This is a genomic window from Parvivirga hydrogeniphila, assembly GCF_023371205.1.
Taxonomy (GTDB): domain Bacteria; phylum Actinomycetota; class Coriobacteriia; order Anaerosomatales; family Anaerosomataceae; genus Parvivirga; species Parvivirga hydrogeniphila.
In genome coordinates this window covers 307221-322593 of the sequence record NZ_JAMCCO010000001.1, presented here as the reverse complement: position 1 = coordinate 322593, position 15373 = coordinate 307221, and the positions used below count along the sequence as shown (strand labels likewise).

The 15373-nt window shown below is 64.3% G+C and carries 15 protein-coding genes and 5 tRNA genes; 9 read left to right on the top strand and 11 right to left on the bottom strand.

Features of this window, described 5'->3' with window-relative positions; genetic code table 11:
- Window positions 1-3: 3 nt before the first annotated feature.
- The 5 genes from MX659_RS01590 to MX659_RS01570 form a co-directional block, all read right to left on the bottom strand.
- Entirely contained in the window at window positions 4-750 is a 747-nt protein-coding gene (locus MX659_RS01590; protein ID WP_267191730.1) for a glutamine amidotransferase, read from the bottom strand.
- Complete coding sequence (locus tag MX659_RS01585) at window positions 747-1793, bottom strand: phosphotriesterase family protein (protein ID WP_267192485.1); 1047 nt, start codon at window positions 1791-1793, stop codon at window positions 747-749. The genes MX659_RS01590 and MX659_RS01585 overlap by 4 nt, the downstream gene beginning before the upstream one ends.
- The gene (locus tag MX659_RS01580) at window positions 1793-2818 is read right to left on the bottom strand and encodes an ABC transporter permease (protein ID WP_267191729.1); all 1026 of its coding nucleotides are present in this window, start codon (window positions 2816-2818) and stop codon (window positions 1793-1795) included. The genes MX659_RS01585 and MX659_RS01580 overlap by 1 nt, the downstream gene beginning before the upstream one ends.
- Window positions 2815-3537 (bottom strand): ATP-binding cassette domain-containing protein, encoded by a 723-nt coding sequence (locus tag MX659_RS01575; RefSeq protein ID WP_267192484.1) that lies wholly within the window; start codon window positions 3535-3537, stop codon window positions 2815-2817. Before MX659_RS01575 ends, MX659_RS01580 begins: the two co-directional genes overlap by 4 nt.
- A 114-nt stretch (window positions 3538-3651) precedes the next feature.
- The gene (locus MX659_RS01570; protein WP_267191728.1) at window positions 3652-4623 is read right to left on the bottom strand and encodes a substrate-binding domain-containing protein; all 972 of its coding nucleotides are present in this window, start codon (window positions 4621-4623) and stop codon (window positions 3652-3654) included.
- Between the two features lie 212 nt (window positions 4624-4835).
- Between MX659_RS01570 and MX659_RS01565 the strand changes: the two genes are divergently transcribed.
- From MX659_RS01565 to MX659_RS01555, 3 genes are all read left to right on the top strand, one after another.
- Window positions 4836-5843, top strand: a complete 1008-nt coding sequence (locus MX659_RS01565) for a LacI family DNA-binding transcriptional regulator (RefSeq protein ID WP_267191727.1) — start codon at window positions 4836-4838, stop codon at window positions 5841-5843.
- Window positions 5836-6969, top strand: a complete 1134-nt coding sequence (locus MX659_RS01560; RefSeq protein WP_267191726.1) for a M20 family metallopeptidase — start codon at window positions 5836-5838, stop codon at window positions 6967-6969. Before MX659_RS01565 ends, MX659_RS01560 begins: the two co-directional genes overlap by 8 nt.
- A 90-nt stretch (window positions 6970-7059) precedes the next feature.
- Window positions 7060-8337 (top strand): MFS transporter, encoded by a 1278-nt coding sequence (locus MX659_RS01555; RefSeq protein WP_267191725.1) that lies wholly within the window; start codon window positions 7060-7062, stop codon window positions 8335-8337.
- A gap of 57 nt (window positions 8338-8394) precedes the next feature.
- Here MX659_RS01555 and MX659_RS01550 read toward each other — a convergent pair whose 3' ends face one another.
- Together MX659_RS01550 and MX659_RS01545 are read right to left on the bottom strand one after the other, a co-directional pair.
- A complete protein-coding gene (locus MX659_RS01550) occupies window positions 8395-9255 on the bottom strand; it encodes a DegV family protein (RefSeq protein ID WP_267191724.1) in 861 nt (286 codons plus the stop codon).
- Window positions 9256-9427: 172 nt separating this feature from the next.
- Window positions 9428-9520 (bottom strand) — tRNA-Ser (locus tag MX659_RS01545).
- Between the two features lie 226 nt (window positions 9521-9746).
- Between MX659_RS01545 and MX659_RS01540 the strand changes: the two genes are divergently transcribed.
- Window positions 9747-11087 carry a citrate/2-methylcitrate synthase gene (locus MX659_RS01540; protein ID WP_267192483.1) on the top strand — a complete coding sequence of 447 codons (1341 nt, stop codon included), beginning with the start codon at window positions 9747-9749 and terminating at the stop codon, window positions 11085-11087.
- Between the two features lie 56 nt (window positions 11088-11143).
- Window positions 11144-12580 (top strand): sensor histidine kinase, encoded by a 1437-nt coding sequence (locus MX659_RS01535; protein WP_267191723.1) that lies wholly within the window; start codon window positions 11144-11146, stop codon window positions 12578-12580.
- A gap of 28 nt (window positions 12581-12608) precedes the next feature.
- Here the strand turns inward: MX659_RS01535 and MX659_RS01530 are convergent.
- From MX659_RS01530 to tadA, 4 genes are all read right to left on the bottom strand, one after another.
- Window positions 12609-12701, bottom strand: a tRNA-Ser gene (locus MX659_RS01530).
- A gap of 61 nt (window positions 12702-12762) precedes the next feature.
- Window positions 12763-12993, bottom strand: a complete 231-nt coding sequence (locus tag MX659_RS01525) for a hypothetical protein (RefSeq protein WP_267191722.1) — start codon at window positions 12991-12993, stop codon at window positions 12763-12765.
- Window positions 12986-13459, bottom strand: a complete 474-nt coding sequence (locus MX659_RS01520) for a hypothetical protein (RefSeq protein ID WP_267191721.1) — start codon at window positions 13457-13459, stop codon at window positions 12986-12988. The genes MX659_RS01525 and MX659_RS01520 overlap by 8 nt, the downstream gene beginning before the upstream one ends.
- Window positions 13460-13557: 98 nt before the next feature.
- Complete coding sequence (gene tadA / locus MX659_RS01515) at window positions 13558-14028, bottom strand: tRNA adenosine(34) deaminase TadA (RefSeq protein WP_323745445.1); 471 nt, start codon at window positions 14026-14028, stop codon at window positions 13558-13560.
- Between the two features lie 48 nt (window positions 14029-14076).
- Here tadA and MX659_RS01510 point away from each other — a divergent pair.
- The 4 genes from MX659_RS01510 (at window position 14077) to MX659_RS01495 (ending at window position 15337) form a co-directional block, all read left to right on the top strand.
- A tRNA-Ser gene (locus MX659_RS01510) sits at window positions 14077-14164 on the top strand.
- 115 nt (window positions 14165-14279) lie between these two features.
- Window positions 14280-14373 (top strand) — tRNA-Ser (locus MX659_RS01505).
- 75 nt (window positions 14374-14448) lie between these two features.
- A tRNA-Arg gene (locus MX659_RS01500) sits at window positions 14449-14525 on the top strand.
- Window positions 14526-14614: 89 nt separating this feature from the next.
- Window positions 14615-15337 carry an SIMPL domain-containing protein gene (locus tag MX659_RS01495; RefSeq protein ID WP_267191720.1) on the top strand — a complete coding sequence of 241 codons (723 nt, stop codon included), beginning with the start codon at window positions 14615-14617 and terminating at the stop codon, window positions 15335-15337.
- Window positions 15338-15373: the final 36 nt, after the last annotated feature.

Below are 15373 nucleotides of genomic sequence, written 5' to 3'. Positions count from 1 at the left end.
AGCTCACTTCCCGCTCAGCCAGCGCATGAGCTGGGTGAAGAGACGTGCGTAGCCTGGCCAGGCGACAAAATCATCCGGGCACCAATGTGGGCCGATATCTGAGGCCCACGCAGCCGTTCGGCCCAAACCTACGACTCGAAGCGCCAGCAGTGGATCATCGCCGACCCGCGCGAGCAGTACAGCATCGTCCTTCGAGGCGAACCTGTTGTATCCCAGCAGTGCGGGCCATGGCTCTTCTACACCGGCCAGAACCGGATGGTCCGGGGCGACCACCGTGACATCGGTTCCTTCGGGCACCTCGACCCGGTCGTCCCATGGGTCTATGACAGCGGGCAAGACGTCCTCTACCGGAGTTCGCCGATACATCGCCTTGCCCTCGAAACCCTGGAAGCTCATGTAGCCGCCGGCCATCAGGAGCCCGCCACCGGAACGGACCCACTCGGCTAGCACTTTCAGCCGATTGACTGTCCGCTTTCCCCGTACCCAAGTGTCTGGATGCAAGAGGATGCTATTCGCGCCGATGTCCGAAAGCACGACCACATCGAAGGCACCCAGGGCATCGACGGATGCCGGGAAGTCCTCGGGGACCTCGTGCGCAGGCATGTGTACGACTTCTATCCCGTTTGCTTCGAGCGCCTGCTTGAGTGGCCCCACTCCGGTCTCATACACGACTGACTGGAACGAATCGAAACCCTTGTAGTGCGTCGACTCGCTCACCCACGATTCACCAGCGACAAGCACTCGCGTCACGTCATCCTCCTATCCCATGCGACATCGAACACCTTCCTCGGATTGGATGTCAGAATCTCCAGGAGCCGACTTCTGGAAACGCCGCAGCGAGTCAGCCGGTCGGCGAAGCCGGCGAGCACATGCGCATAACCGAAGCCTCCGTACGCGCGAAGCTGCGTCTTCAGGAACACGTCGTGAGACAACAACAGCCTATCTCCGTACCCATCAGACACCAGGCTCGCGATGGCCCGCGCGTTCTCGTCGTCACTCGGACTCTGACCTTCTCCTGGGTAGTAGAATTCCATGCCGAGCATGTCATACTCGATCCACGCACCACGATCGGCAAGAGAGCGCTGGTACAAGGGATCGGTGTGGCTCGGGTTCATGTGGCATAGCACGGTGGCTTCGAGAACCCCGCCCTCCGCCTCGACGATGTCGAGAACCTTGTGCCCGTAACGAAGCCAGCCCGGAAGGTGCACGCAAAGCGGAACTCCCGTACGTCTCTGGGCTCGCGCTGCCGCGCGCAGCGAACGCTCCTCTTCCCGAGTGAACCTCGGCCCCACGCCAATCTCACCAATCACTCCGGCGCGCACACCGTCCACGCCCTCCTCGATGTCTCGAACGATGAGGTCTGCTATCTCGTCGATGGACATGCTCTTCAGCTCCGGAGGATGTGTCCGTTCAAGATAAAAGCCGCAGCCCATGATCACGTTCAGCCCGGTGGCAGACGCTATCTCGCGAAGCCCGTGCGGATTCCGTCCCGATGCCGCAGGCGTGACCTCCACAAGCGTTCTGCCACCGGCTGCAACCAGCGGGGCCAACTCCTCGATAGCAAGCTCGACACTGTCGAGCCTTACGTTGTCCAAGGAAAGGTACGGGTCGAGACGCAGCCTGCCGAGAAACGACATCTGCACGGGGGAGAAGGCAATCCGCTGACCTTCTGCATCGCTGCTCCTGGGTGCGCGCCAAGCACTATCGTTTTGAAGCAGCAGGTGCTCGTGGAAGAGCGTCGGGCCTAGCTCTTTGGAGTCGATCTCCCCCAGAACGGTATGTACAACGCCCATCACTTCATCGCCGTCCCGAATCTGGCGAACAGACGGGTGTTCATGAAGATAGCCAGCAACAAGATGCACCCTTGCGCGATCTGCACATAGAAAGGCGACACGTGCAGCAAAACCAGTCCGTTGGCGATCACGCCCAGCACCAGCGCGCCGAGAACCGTGCCTAGCATGGTGCCTCTTCCGCCGCGAAGGCTAGTGCCGCCCAAGACCACTGCTGTGATGACCTCGAGCTCGAAGCCGACGCCAGCATTGGAGGAGCCGGACGCGAGGCGCGCCGTCACGATGACACCGGAAAGAGCTGCCGCGAAGCCGGACACGAGATACACGACCAGATTCACAAGCCTCGTGTTCACGCCGGCGCGGCGCACCGATTCATAATTGCTGCCCAGTCCGACCACATACCTTCCGAACGGCGTCTGGGTGAACACGAACCACCCAGCGAATGCCGCGATTACCGCGATGATGGCGGGCACAGGTACGCCGCCCAAACGCCCCTGTCCGAGATAGGTGAGCCATGAGTCTCTTGGCAAGGGAGTGGAGTAGCCCTGGGTGACTAGAAGTGCGGTGCCCCTCACGATTCCAAGTGTGGCCAGTGTCACGATGAACGGAGGCAGCTCGAAGTATGAGGTGAACCAGCCGTTCACAAAACCAACCACGAGACCCAATGTCAGCACCAGGGCCAAAGCAAGGCCGGAATCCATGCCGGCATGCGCCCAGATCGCCAGCAGTGAGCCGGAAAGCGCCACCATGGAGCCGACCGACAGATCGATGCCGGACGTGGTTATGACGAACGTCATCGCGACCGCCGCGATAAGCGTCGGAGCAATCTGGCGGAGGATATTCAAGATGTTGGGCATGGTAAAGAAGGCCTCGGCTGTCAGACTGAAGAACACGGTCAGAACCAGCAGCACACCGCCGACGGCAAGAGTGAGGACGTTCCTCTGAAGCCACCCGGAGAGCCGAGCGCGGACGCTCTTATCGAGCCGCGGAGTGCTGTCGCCAATGCCGTGCGTTGTCGAGACACTCATTGCCGGTGCCCTCGTCCGACGATCTCTGTCACAAGTTCTTCCAAGGACGCCGCCTTCGCATCGAGTTCAGCCACCATGGTGCCTTCGAACATGACACACAACCTGTCACACACGCTGAACAGATCCTGAAGCCTGTGGGTGATGAGGATGACGCTCACGCCGCGCGATGCCACGTTCTTGATGAGTTCGAGAACGGTGTTAACCTCGGTGACGGCAAGCGCAGCAGTCGGCTCATCGAGGATCAGGACTCGCGGATCGAATGCGACCGCACGAGCAATCGCCACCGCCTGGCGCTGGCCCCCGGAGAGGTTGCGCACGGGCACGTCAGTGAATGGTATTCGGATGTTCAGCGAACGGAGGAGCCGGGCGGCCTCGGCGTGCATGCGCGGGAAGTCCAGCATGACGCCTCCCCGCCTTCGCGGCTCGCGCCCCAAGAATATGTTGCCTGCGATGTCGATGTCGTCGCACAGAGCAAGATCCTGGTACACCATCTCGATTCCGACGGCATGAGCATCTCGCGGGGAGAGGAATTCCTTACAGGAGCCGTCGATCCAAATCTCGCCCTCATCAGGAATGCAGGCTCCGGAAAGCACTTTCATGAGAGTGGACTTGCCGGCGGCGTTGTCGCCGGCAAGTCCAACCACTTCTCCAGGAGCCACGCGGAGCGTGACGCCCCTGAGCGCTTCCACGGGACCGAACCGCTTACGTATGTTCTTCAGCAGCACTCGATCCGGCAGACGCGCTGCCGCATCAGTAACATTCTCCACATCGCGCTCCGACTCGTTGTTCACATGCCCACAGCATGCGCGTTGCTCAGAAACCGGCTTCGCGTGTTACTTGAAGATCGGGCGGAACGTATCGACGTTGTCCTTGGTGACGATCGTGACGGGCACGTCGATGAACGATGGCACGGACTGACCCTCGACCAGTTTCTTGCATGCCATGACGGCCTCGTAGCCTTCAGTCTTCGGATCCTGCTGCACGACGCCGATCACAAATCCATCGTCTATACCTTTGATCACCTCGGACGTGAGATCCCAACCGAACAGCTTCACATCGCCGGTGCGATTCTGGGACCGAGCCGCGGCCACCGCGCCGACCATGGCAGGCTCGCCCGTCGCGTAGAAGATCTTGGTGTTCGGCTGAGCAGTGAACAGGTTCTCGGCGGCAGACATCGCCACTTCTTGCCGGTTCTGGCCGTCGACCACCTGCGTGATCGTCGCGCCGTCCGCCTCCACGACCATCTTGAATCCATCGAGACGTAGGTTCTGGATGTAGGAGTTCAGCGCTCCGATGACGCCGATCTTCTTGTCGGTGATGTTGTTTTGCTTCATGTAGTCGACTACGAACTGCCCGATTTTCTCTCCTGCCGCCTTGTTGTCTACGCCGACCTGGCACGATACAGACTCGTCTTCGACCACCGCATCGACGGCGACCACCTTGACCCCTGCGGCAGCAGCATCGCGCAAAGCCGGCTTGACCCCTTCAACGTCGATGGCAACGATGATCACCGCGTCGAACCCTTGCGTCACGAAGTTGGCGATGGCTTCGTTCTGTTTGGCAGGATCGTCGTTGGCGTTGTAGATTGTCAGGTCGACTCCGGCCTCTTTCGCCGCCTCCTGCGCGCCCTCGTTCATCTGGTTGAAGAAGATCGCCTGCTGATTGATTTGCACCAAACCGACCTTGATCGGCTTGGCGCCTCCCGCCGTCTGCGTCTCCTCGCCCGTGCCACCACTCTTGCTTCCGCAGCCCGGAAGCAAGACCGCGGTCATGGCCAGGACGACCACGACCGCCAAGACTCGCATTCTCCTGTGGTTCATTGAGTACCCCTTCCCTCGTCCTGCGCGGTAAACGATTACACGCAGTCTTCAATCTACGCTGCCCCGCTTACGTCGTCAAGCGTCGATCCATATGGGTAATTGGGACTCTCTGGCGTGTAAACGTTCTCGGAACACGGGTATGCGTGGTCTAGACTGATTTATACTGTCTGCATCTAGCCACATGGAACGGACCGGTCATGGCGACAACCATAAAGGACGTAGCGAAGCAAGCCGGGGTATCGGTCGCAACGGCTTCTCGCGTGCTCTCTGGAGCACAACGCGTGTCACCTGAGTTGGCAGATAGAGTGCGCAAGGCGGCACAGGATCTGGGCTACCGTCACAATGCTCTCGCCCGCGCCCTCCGGCACGGCAGAACAGCTACGGTGGGCATGATCGTCCCCGAAATAGAGAATCCCTTCTTCCCGTCCCTTGTCGAATCTGTCGAACGCGCACTCAACCAGACTGGACGCAGCTTGTTGCTGTGCGATGCCCAGCGCGACCCAAACACCGAGCGGCAGAGGGCGACGACTCTTCTTGAGCGCCAAGTCGACGGGCTGATCGTCATTCCTGTCTCTATGAAGAAGAGCGCGGCAACGCTCGCTGAGACCGCCTTGCGCATCCCAGTGGTTCAGGTTGACTGCTATGCGGAAGGCGTTTCCTTGGATTGGGTCGGCATAGACAACGAGCTTGGAATCTCGCTCGCCGTCGAACACGTCGTATCACTTGGCGCCAAGAGGATCACGTTAGTCAGCGCGATACCGGACAGCTCGACAGCAAAGCACCGCCTGTCCGGATTCGAGTCTGCCCTCGCACGGACTGGAGTCTCGTGCTGTCCGCCACCGTTGCTCGGCGCTTTCTCTGCCGATTGGGGCAAGCAAGCCGCGAAGCGCCTCCTCGAAGAGCGAAGGCTGCCTGATGCGATCATCTGCGGCAACGATGAGATAGCGGTTGGGCTCCTCGGCGAGTTCCACCGCGTGGATGTTAGCGTCCCTGACGAGGTGATGGTTACGGGATTCGATGATATCCGCTTTGCCGCTTTGTCGAATCCTCCGCTCACAACCGTACGGCAACCTCACGAGACGATTGCGAATCAGGCTCTCAGTCTCTTGGACGCCCGCATAGAGGACAGACACATTCCCGCGCAACGAGTCGCCGTCGCCCCTCGACTCGTCATCAGAGAATCGACCCGGGTGAAGCATGATTGACGCAGTCCGGCTGGCCCAAGAACTGGTATGCATAGACACCAGCCACGGGGCAGAGCTAGCTGCTGCTGAGCTATGTGGCGACGTGCTTGAACGGGCAGGCGCCCGTGTGCAGCTCTCGCCTCTATCGCCTGGCCGCGCAAATCTCTTGGCTTCCGTGGGCGACACGACGCGAAGTCCTCTGGTCCTCGTGGGCCATCTCGACACCGTGCCCGCCGACCCGCGCACCTGGAGAATGGACCCCTGGTCTGGCAAAGAAGCGAGCGGCGCTCTGTACGGCAGAGGAACAGCGGACATGAAGAGCGGCGTGGCGGCCCTCGTGATCGCGCTCGCACGTTCGGCAGCGGCTTGGGATGAGGAACGGGGCGTGCTGCTGATTCTGACTGCCGGCGAGGAGACCGGATGCGTTGGGGCCAAGCATGTCGCGAAGACACAACGACTCTCCATGGGAGGCCCGATGCTCGTGGCGGAGCCAACAGGGTTATCGCTTGCATGCGGCCACAAAGGAGTGCTCTGGATTCGCGCTACAGCGCATGGACGCTCAGCGCACGGCTCGCGCCCGGATCTTGGCCAGAATGCGATAACCGCGTTGGCTCGAGCCGTGACAAGGCTAGAAGACTGCGGCTTGCCGGGGACGCATCCGGACATGGGCGACGTCACAGTGAATGTCGGCACTTTCATCGGGGGAACACAAATCAACCTTGTGCCTGATGTAGCCAAGGCTGAGATCGACGTGCGCTTCGTTCCGGGCATAGAACCTTCAGCGTTGCGTGATCAGATCGCTCGCATCGCTGGCAAAGCCGTCGCGGTCGAAATCATGGATACTCTTCCGCCCGTCTACACAGCCCCCGGGGGTCCACTGTACTCGATGCTCGTATCGGCCGTTCGTGAAGTGATCGGGACGGTAAGCGTGCGCCAACCGCTCACCTACTTCACTGATGCGTCGATTCTGTCTTCGAGCCTGCGCGCCCCGGAAACACTCTTCTTCGGCCCAGGTGACCCCGACAGCGCCCACGTCGTCGACGAGTCATGCCCTATTGCAGAGATCGAGGCAGCGGAACTCGTCTACGAGCGACTCTTGCAGGCATGGAGAAGCGCGCCGCAGACCGGCCCCTTGGACGACAGATAACGTTCCTGTGCCGGATGGAGCGCCCATGACTCCGATTTGTGTGACCAGATGCCTCCGCCCCGCACGCACGGACGACCGACTGGAGAGCACGTGTTGCAACGACCTCGCACGCTGATCGGCAGAGGCGCGCGCGCGTACGCCCGCACGCTTCGCGAAGCCCCTCCGAACGCGAAGCGCTACCTTCTCGCGGTGGCGCTCCAGAACGTCGGTATCGGGCTCCTCGGTACGCTCTTCGCGCTGTACGTGCGGGCCCGGGGGCTGCCGTCGTCTGTCGTCGGCGACGTCGAGGGCGCCTTGGCGCTCGCGTCCGGCGCCGTCTGCCTGCTGCTGCCGCCGCTCGTGCAGATCGTCGGCTACCGGTGGCTCCTGCTCGGCGCAAGCGTCGCGTTCGGGCTGTCCCGCCTCGGACAAGCGCTTCCCGTCGGCCCGGCGGCGATCGTCGCGCTCGGGCTCGCGTACGGGCTCGGCGATGGCGTGATCCGCTCGGTGGGAGCGGCCTTCCTCTCCGAGAACGCGCCGGCCGGCTCGCGGCTGACCATGCTGTTCACCGCCGACTTCGCGCTGCGCGTCACCGCCTCCTTTCTCGGAGCGGTCGCGGGCGGGCTGTTGCCGACGGTGCTCGGGGTGTGGCTCCCGGAGACCGAGGCTCTGCGCTGGTCGGTGGCGGCGGCAGGGCTTGTCATGCTGGCCTCAGCGGTTCCCCTGATCGGCATCCGCGAGAACCGCCGCACGGGCGGGCGGGCGTGGCGCCGCTACGCGGCCACGGTGCGTTCGTTCCGCTCGTGGCGCCGGTTGCTCGGCATGGCGCTTCCGCAAGGCATCATCTCGTTCGGCGCAGGGCTCGTCATGCCGTTCGTGCCGCTGTTCTTGCGCACGCACGCTGGTGCGAGCGTGGCAGCCATCGGCGTCATCCAGGGCGCCGCGTCCGTCGTGATGGCGATCTCCACGCTTGCCACACCGCTGCTCGTGCGGCGCTTCGGCCCCATCGGAGCGATCGTCATCACCCAGGTCGCCTCGCTGCCGTTCATGCTCACGATCCCGCTCGCCCGCTCGCTCGCGGTGATCGCCGTCGCGATGTGGGTGCGTGCCGCGCTCATGAACATGGCGTGGCCGGTGTTCAACCAAGTCGCGGTCGACGGCGTCCCCTCGCAGGACAAGCCGCTGATGCTCGGATGGATCAACGTCGCGTGGAGCGTCTCGTGGTTCGCGGGCAGCGTCGCTGGCGGCCGGCTCGCCGCTGTGTCGCTTACCGTCGGGTACTACTTCACCGCAGCGCTGTACCTGCTCGGCGCCCTCGCCACGTGGGCGCTGCTTCGCAGCACGCAGCTGGGGACGGCGGCACACGACGCAGCGGGTTCCTCGAACTAGGCGCGCCGACGGCCGCCATCGCACGAGAGGGCACCGGCGGCGTGGCGCGAGCGCCGTCTACCGCATGGGCTGCTCGGTCTCGTACGCGACCCCCACCGCAGGCCCGACGTGAACGCCGACGGCCGCCGGTATCGGCACGAGCGGGACAGCGCGACCGAGAATAGGCTGCACGACCTCGGTCATGAAGCGCATGCCTTCCACTTTGTCTGCGAAGTACTGCACGGCGGCCCTGCGGAATCCGAACTTCTCCACGTCTGCCTGCATCAGCGAGGAGATCTTGCGCCACGCGCCCTTCCCGCTGCGTGCGACACCCGCAACGCTCGTGAGGCCGTTCTCGGCCGTGAGGATCGGGGCGATCTTCAGCGCCACGGCGAGCAGGCCCGCTGCACCCGAGATGCGCCCGCCCCTGCGCAGGTGCTCGAGCGTTCGCGGCGTGAACAGGAACCGCGTGCGCCGCGTCGTCTCGACGGCGGCATCAGCGCACGAATCGAGATCGGCTCCCTTTGCTGCGGCCTCGGCAGCGGCCAGCACTGCGAACCCCTCTTCCATGCTGTTGGACTTGCTGTCGACTATCGCGATGCGTGCGTCCGGCGATTCGGAGCGCACCACCTCGGCTGCCATCTCTGCCGATCGGAGCGTTCCGCTCAGACCGGCCGAGATGAGCACGGCCAACACCTCGTGCCCCTTCGCGATGAGCGACCGAAAGGTCTCCGCGAACTTCTCAGGCGAGGGCTGCGACGTGCGCGGCAAACGCGTGAGAGAGGCGACGCTCTCGAAGAAGTCTGGGGCCTGAAGCTCGGATTCGGTGAGAACGCGATCGCCGACGATCACGTGCAGCGGAACGGTGCTGATGGAAAGCCGTTCGAGATCCGACGCACCTATCCCGCTTGCGGAATCGGTCACGACGCGCACAGCCATTCGCGGGCTCCTTTCGCCGGGTGGTCTTGCCTGGGAGATACCCATTACCCATCGCGCGTCGGCCGTGCTGCGGCCTTCGCTCGGTTCAGCGGAGAGCCCCGGGGTTCATGCAGGGCGATCGTCAGAGGCGTCGCGGATGCAGATCTCTGCGATGCGGGCCGAGAGGCCTGACTGGCGGAGAGGGAGGGATTCGAACCCTCGAGCCCGGGGTAACCGGACTAACGGTTTTCGAGACCGCCGCATTCAACCACTCTGCCACCTCTCCGCGATGGCGGCTGCCGCGTGGAGCGGCTTACGACGCAGGCGCTAGTATAGCCAGCCCGCACGCGCACGGCAAAGCCTGCTGCGACCGGTCTCTCGTTTCGGGTATCCTATTCTGAGTTGATGCCTCTCCGACCGAAGGCGCACGCACTTTTCGCCTCCGACGAAAGGAGACTCCCCTGTCTGACACGAACGCGACGCCCAGGGATGACGCCCTGAACAACGGAGCGATTACCGACGACCTGCTCGATACGTGGAGCGCGCTTGCGGAATCGCACGCGCAGGTCGATCCCCGGCTGTACCCCGAGTACGACGTGAAGCGCGGCTTGCGTGACCACAACGGCCGCGGCATCCTGGCGGGTCTCACGCAGATCGGCGACGTCGTGGGCACCGCGACGGAGGATGATCACCTTGTGCCGGCCCCTGGCAAGCTCTACTACCGCGGCATCGAGATCCGCGACCTTGTGAACGGCTTCGTCGAGAGCGGCCAGCACGGCTTCGAGGAGACGACCTACCTCTTGCTGTTCGGCGACCTGCCGCGCCGCGACCAGCTTGCTGAGTTCGAGGACCTCCTTTCGCGCTTCCGCAAGCTGCCGCGGACCTTCATCCACAACGTGATCCTGAGCATGCCGAGCCGCGACACGATGAACGCGCTCGCGCGCGCCGTGCTCGCGCTGTACACCCTCGACAAGCAGGCCGACGACATCTCGACGCGCAACGTGCTGAGACAGAGCCTGCACCTCATCGCCAAGTTCCCCATGCTCGCCGTATACGCCTACCAGGCCTATCTCCACGAGTTCCACGGCAAGAGCCTCGTCATCCACCAGCCGTTGCCCGAGCTGTCGACTGCTGAGAACTTCTTGCACATGCTACGACCCGATTCGAGCTTCACGGAGCTCGAAGCCCTCGTGCTTGACATGACGCTCGTGCTGCACGCGGAGCATGGTGGCGGCAACAACTCGTCGTTCACCACACATGTCGTCTCATCCACCGGCACTGACACGTACTCGTCGATCGCGGCATCGCTCGGCTCGCTCAAAGGTCCGCGCCACGGTGGCGCGAACATAAAGGTCGTCCAGATGTTCGAGGACATGAAGCGCGAGGTGAAGGACTGGAACGACGACGACGCGATCGCGGACTACCTGCACCGCCTCCTGGAGAAGCAGGCGTTTGACAGAGCCGGCCTCGTGTACGGCGTGGGCCACCCCGTGTACTCGGTCTCGGATCCGCGCGCAGAGGTGCTCAAAGTCTTCGCAGAACGCCTAGCGATAGAGAAGGGCCGCACTGACGAGTTCGTCCTGCACGCGAAGGTCGAGCAGATCGCACCGCTGATCATCACTGCCAAGCGCAACGCTGCTCGGGGCGTCTGCGCGAACGTGGACTTCTACTCCGGCTTCGTGTACGAGATGCTCGGCATACCCGTAGAGCTGTACACGCCGCTGTTCGCCGTCTCGCGCGTCACCGGCTGGTGCGCGCACCGCATCGAGGAGCTTGCGAACAGCAAGATCATCCGGCCCGCGTACAAGTCCGTGTCCCCGATTCGGGAGTACGTGCCGATCGACCAGCGGTAAAGGGTCTGCTCGCAAAGCCGATAACCTGGTAGCGACAGGAAGAACACGACTCCCTGATGAGGCTGACGCGCGTGGTCCTCTCGCTCGTCCAGAACATCGCCATCCTCGTGGCGCTCACGGTGGCCACGCAGGCCGTGACGCGTCGTTTCGAGCCAGGTTCCCGACGACGCGCGCTGCTTCTCGGCACGCTGTTCGGCGCGACCGCCGTCTTAGGGATGATGACGCCGTTCAGAGCGGCCGAGGGCATCATCTACGACGGCCGCTCGATCGTCCTCGGGATCGCCGGGCTCTTCGGGGGACCCGGAACGGCCGCCGTGGCAGCGTCGATAGCGGCAGCGTACCGCATGCATCTTGGCGGTGCGGGCACGTGGGCCGGCGTCGCCACCATCGTCGAGTCTGCGGTGCTCGGCGTGGCGCTCTTCTACCACAGGCGGCAAGCCGGGCATCTGTTCTGGTGGGAGCTGCTCGCGCTCGGCATCGCCATCCACGCAGGCATGCTCGCATGCCAGGTGGTGTTCCTTCCATCAGGAAGAGGTCTGGAGATCGCGCCCCGCATCGCGATCCCTGTGCTCACCGTGTATCCCGTCGGCCTGATGCTCGTCGCACGGCTCATGCTCGACGAGGAGGAGCGGCACCAGCGCATCGAGGAGCTGCGTGCTCTGAACGCTACGCTCGAACGGATGGTCGACGAGCGGACAGAAGAGCTGCAAGCAGCGAACGAGGAGCTCGAGCAGACCAACGAGGAGCTGATGCGAGCGCTTGCTGAGATCGACGCCGCAAGCCAGTCCAAGTCTGCATTCCTGCGGGCGATGAGCCACGAGCTGCGTACGCCGCTCAACTCCGTCATCGGATTCGCAGACCTGCTTGCGAGCGGGCTTGCAGGTCCGCTCACAGAAGAGCAGGCCAAGCAGGTCGGGATGATCCGGGACGCCGGACGACATCTCCTCGAACTCGTGAACCAGACGCTCGATTTGGCGCGCATCGAAGCCGGCCGGCTCGACCTCTCGTTCGACGACCTTGACGCCCGAGACCTCGCGACCTCCGTCGTCGAATCGCTCCGCCCTGAGGCGGACGCGAAAGGGCTCGCGGTGCGAACGGAGCTGCCCGATGAGCCCGTCCCCCTTCGCACCGACCCGCTGCGAGCGCGCGAGATCCTCACGAACCTTGTTGCGAACGCCGTCAAGTTCACCGAAACGGGATCGGTGACCGTGACGGTCTCACGAGAGGACGACCGCGTTGCGTTCGCGGTGAGCGACACGGGTCCAGGCATCTCGCCCGAAGACGCGCGACGCATCTTCCTCGAGTTCGTGCAGGGAACGGGCCCCGAAGACCGGCGGGCGATCCCGGGCGCCGGTCTCGGCCTGACGATCTCGAAGCGGCTCGCAGAAGCCTTGGGCGGCACGCTCGAACTGGCGAGCGAGGTCGGCCGCGGCTCGACCTTCACGCTGACGTTGCCGGCGCAACCGCTCGACACGGCAGGCCGGCAACCGTAAGACGGCCCTCGTAGGGCCGGGAGTCATCTGGCGGAGAGCCAGGGATTCGAACCCTGGGTACGGCTCAACGCCGTACACACGATTTCCAGTCGTGCACCTTCAACCACTCGGTCAGCTCTCCGGACGCGCTCGCAAGCGCACACGCGAGTATAGCGGCGACGCCCGCGGCGGGCAACGCGGCCTTACGCGAGCTCCCGGACGCGCTTGGCCGCGGCCTGCGCGAGCTCGGGCCCGACCACCAGCCGCAACTGCTGCGCGAGGTTGTCCGCGATGTCCGGGAGGTCGAGGCGCGTGATCGTGTCCGGCGTCTTGCCGATGCGCTTGGACTCGAGCTCGACCGACACCGAGGCGAGGACCGTGCCGACCACCGGTCGCAAGACTTCCTCGATGCGCTCTGCGAGCACGTTAGCCACCGTCGCCCTCCCGCAGGACCTCCTCGGCCCGCTTTGGATCGAGCGCTCCGACGAGCTCTTGCTCCTGCTCGGCGAGGCGGCCTAGAAAGCGAGACATCGCCTGCCTCACGCGGAAGAAGTAGATGCCGAACAGCACGAACGACGCGAGAACGAGCAGGTCGGAGCCGAGCCGAGCCTGGTCGGCCGTCACGCCGGCAGGAAGGAAGCGCGCCACCCACCCGGCGAGGACAGACGCCGCGAGGCACATCGTTGCGAGCACCGCGTAGGTGATGTTGTCCGCGATGGCGGCACCTGAGGCGAGCTTCCGAAGCGAGAGCATCTCCACGAGCAGGCCGGCCGCGGCGATGAGGGCCAGGACGCCCGCGCCGGTCGCGATCGCTTGCTCCACGCCGAGACCTGCGGCGTAGGCAGGTGCGGGCACTGCAACGCCTGCGAGAGCAAGGGCGAGCACCTTCGCAGCCTTCACGTCGTCCCCTTCCTTCGGTCGGTGGTGCCGATGGTATACCGATTATCGGCACTTCGCACCATTCAGCGTGTGGCTATCGTCACCGTGTGCGGATGATTCTACCGCTCGTCGCCGCGTTCTTGCCGAAGACGTTCAAAAAACTGCCGAAGCAAGGCTGCGCACTCGTCTGAAAGCACGCCGCTCGTCACCGAGAAACGGTGGTTGAGCCGCTCGTCGCTCGAAAGGTCGTACAGGGTCCCCACCGCGCCGGCCTTCGGATCGAAAGCCCCGAAGACGAGCCTATCGATGCGTGACTGGTGCATCGCGCCCGCACACATGGGGCATGGCTCCAGCGTCACGTACACCGTGCAGTCCGACAGGCGCCACCTGCCGAGGCGCCGTGCCGCTTCCCGGATGGCGATCATCTCGGCGTGCGCAGTGGGGTCCTCGTCCGTCTCGCGCCGGTTGTGCGCCCGCGCGATGACAGCGCCGTCGCACACGACCACGGCGCCGATCGGCACCTCGCCCTCGTCTGCTGCGGCTCTCGCCTCCTCGAGCGCAAGCGCCATGTATGCTGCGTCCGCTTCCACGCTGCCGATGCTACACTACTGCGTGCGCTCAAGGCAGCCGCCGCACGCGGAGGGGTGGCAGAGCGGTTGATTGCGACGGTCTTGAAAACCGTTGACCCGCAAGGGTCCGTGGGTTCGAATCCCACCCCCTCCGCCACGTCCGCCTGAGTGCCGCCGGTGGCCCGCCATGAGCGCGCCGGCACGCCGAGCCAGACCGCGTGCGCGCCCTCGCGCCTGTGTGTATAATCGCTTGCGCGCCTTCGGGCGCTCGCGGAGAGTTGGCCGAGTCGGTCGAAGGCGCTCGCCTGCTAAGCGAGTAGAGGGCTATAAGCTCTCTCGAGGGTTCGAATCCCTCACTCTCCGCCAGTTGACATCACCCCGTGCCGCCGGGCGTTTGACAAGCGACGTCGCAGGTGGCAGGATACCTAAGCCTTCGGGCACGCGGCCTTAGCTCAGTCGGATAGAGCGTGTGACTACGAATCACAAGGTCGGGGGTTCGAATCCCTCAGGCCGCGCCACTCGCGACGAACGGCTCCGCCGAAGAACCGGCGGGGCCGTTTTCTCGTCTGACGGCATGGAAGGCTCATACCGTCAGAGAGGGGCAACCATGAAGAACGCACTGAGAATGGCCCTTGTGGCGCTCGTGGCAGCGCTGGCTCTGGCAGCTGCGGGCTGTCAGACGAAGGTGGTCACGGACAGCGCGGCCCAGCGAGTCGACACCGTCACGGCGCGCGGCACCGGGACCGTGCACGCATCTCCAGACCAGGCCGAGATGAGCTTCGGGCTCACCGCCCGGCGCACCGACGCCAAGGAGGCGCTGTCGGTCGCGTCGAAAGCCGCCACCACGATCGCCGATGCGCTCAAGAAGGCCGGCATACCTGCGGAAGACATCCAGACGCAGAACGTCTCGGTATCGCCCGAGTACACCGGGGGCGACAGGGGCACGCCGCCGCGCGTGACCGGGTACGCGGCGTCCATCTCCGTCCGCGCGAAGGTGCGGGACATCGGCAAACTCGGCGATGTGATCGCCGCCGCCACCGACGCCGGTGCTACCGAGATCTCCGGCCCGGTCTTCACGCTGTCTGAAGACGCCATGGCCGCGAGCGACGCGATCGAGAAGGCGGTCGAGGACGCGCGCCGGCGAGCGACAGCGATGGCCAAGGCGGCGGGCAAGCAGGTCGGTGCGGTCATCAGCATGAGCGAGGCTGACGTCGCCTCGCCGCCGATCTACTACGACCTCGGATACCGCGCTGCAGCCGAGGCGGTCCCGATCGAGCCGGGGCAGCTCGACGTGACCGCACGCATCAGCGTGGTCTTCGAGCTGAAGTAGCGCTCCGGCGCCGCCCACGTGCGATGGCGCCGCACG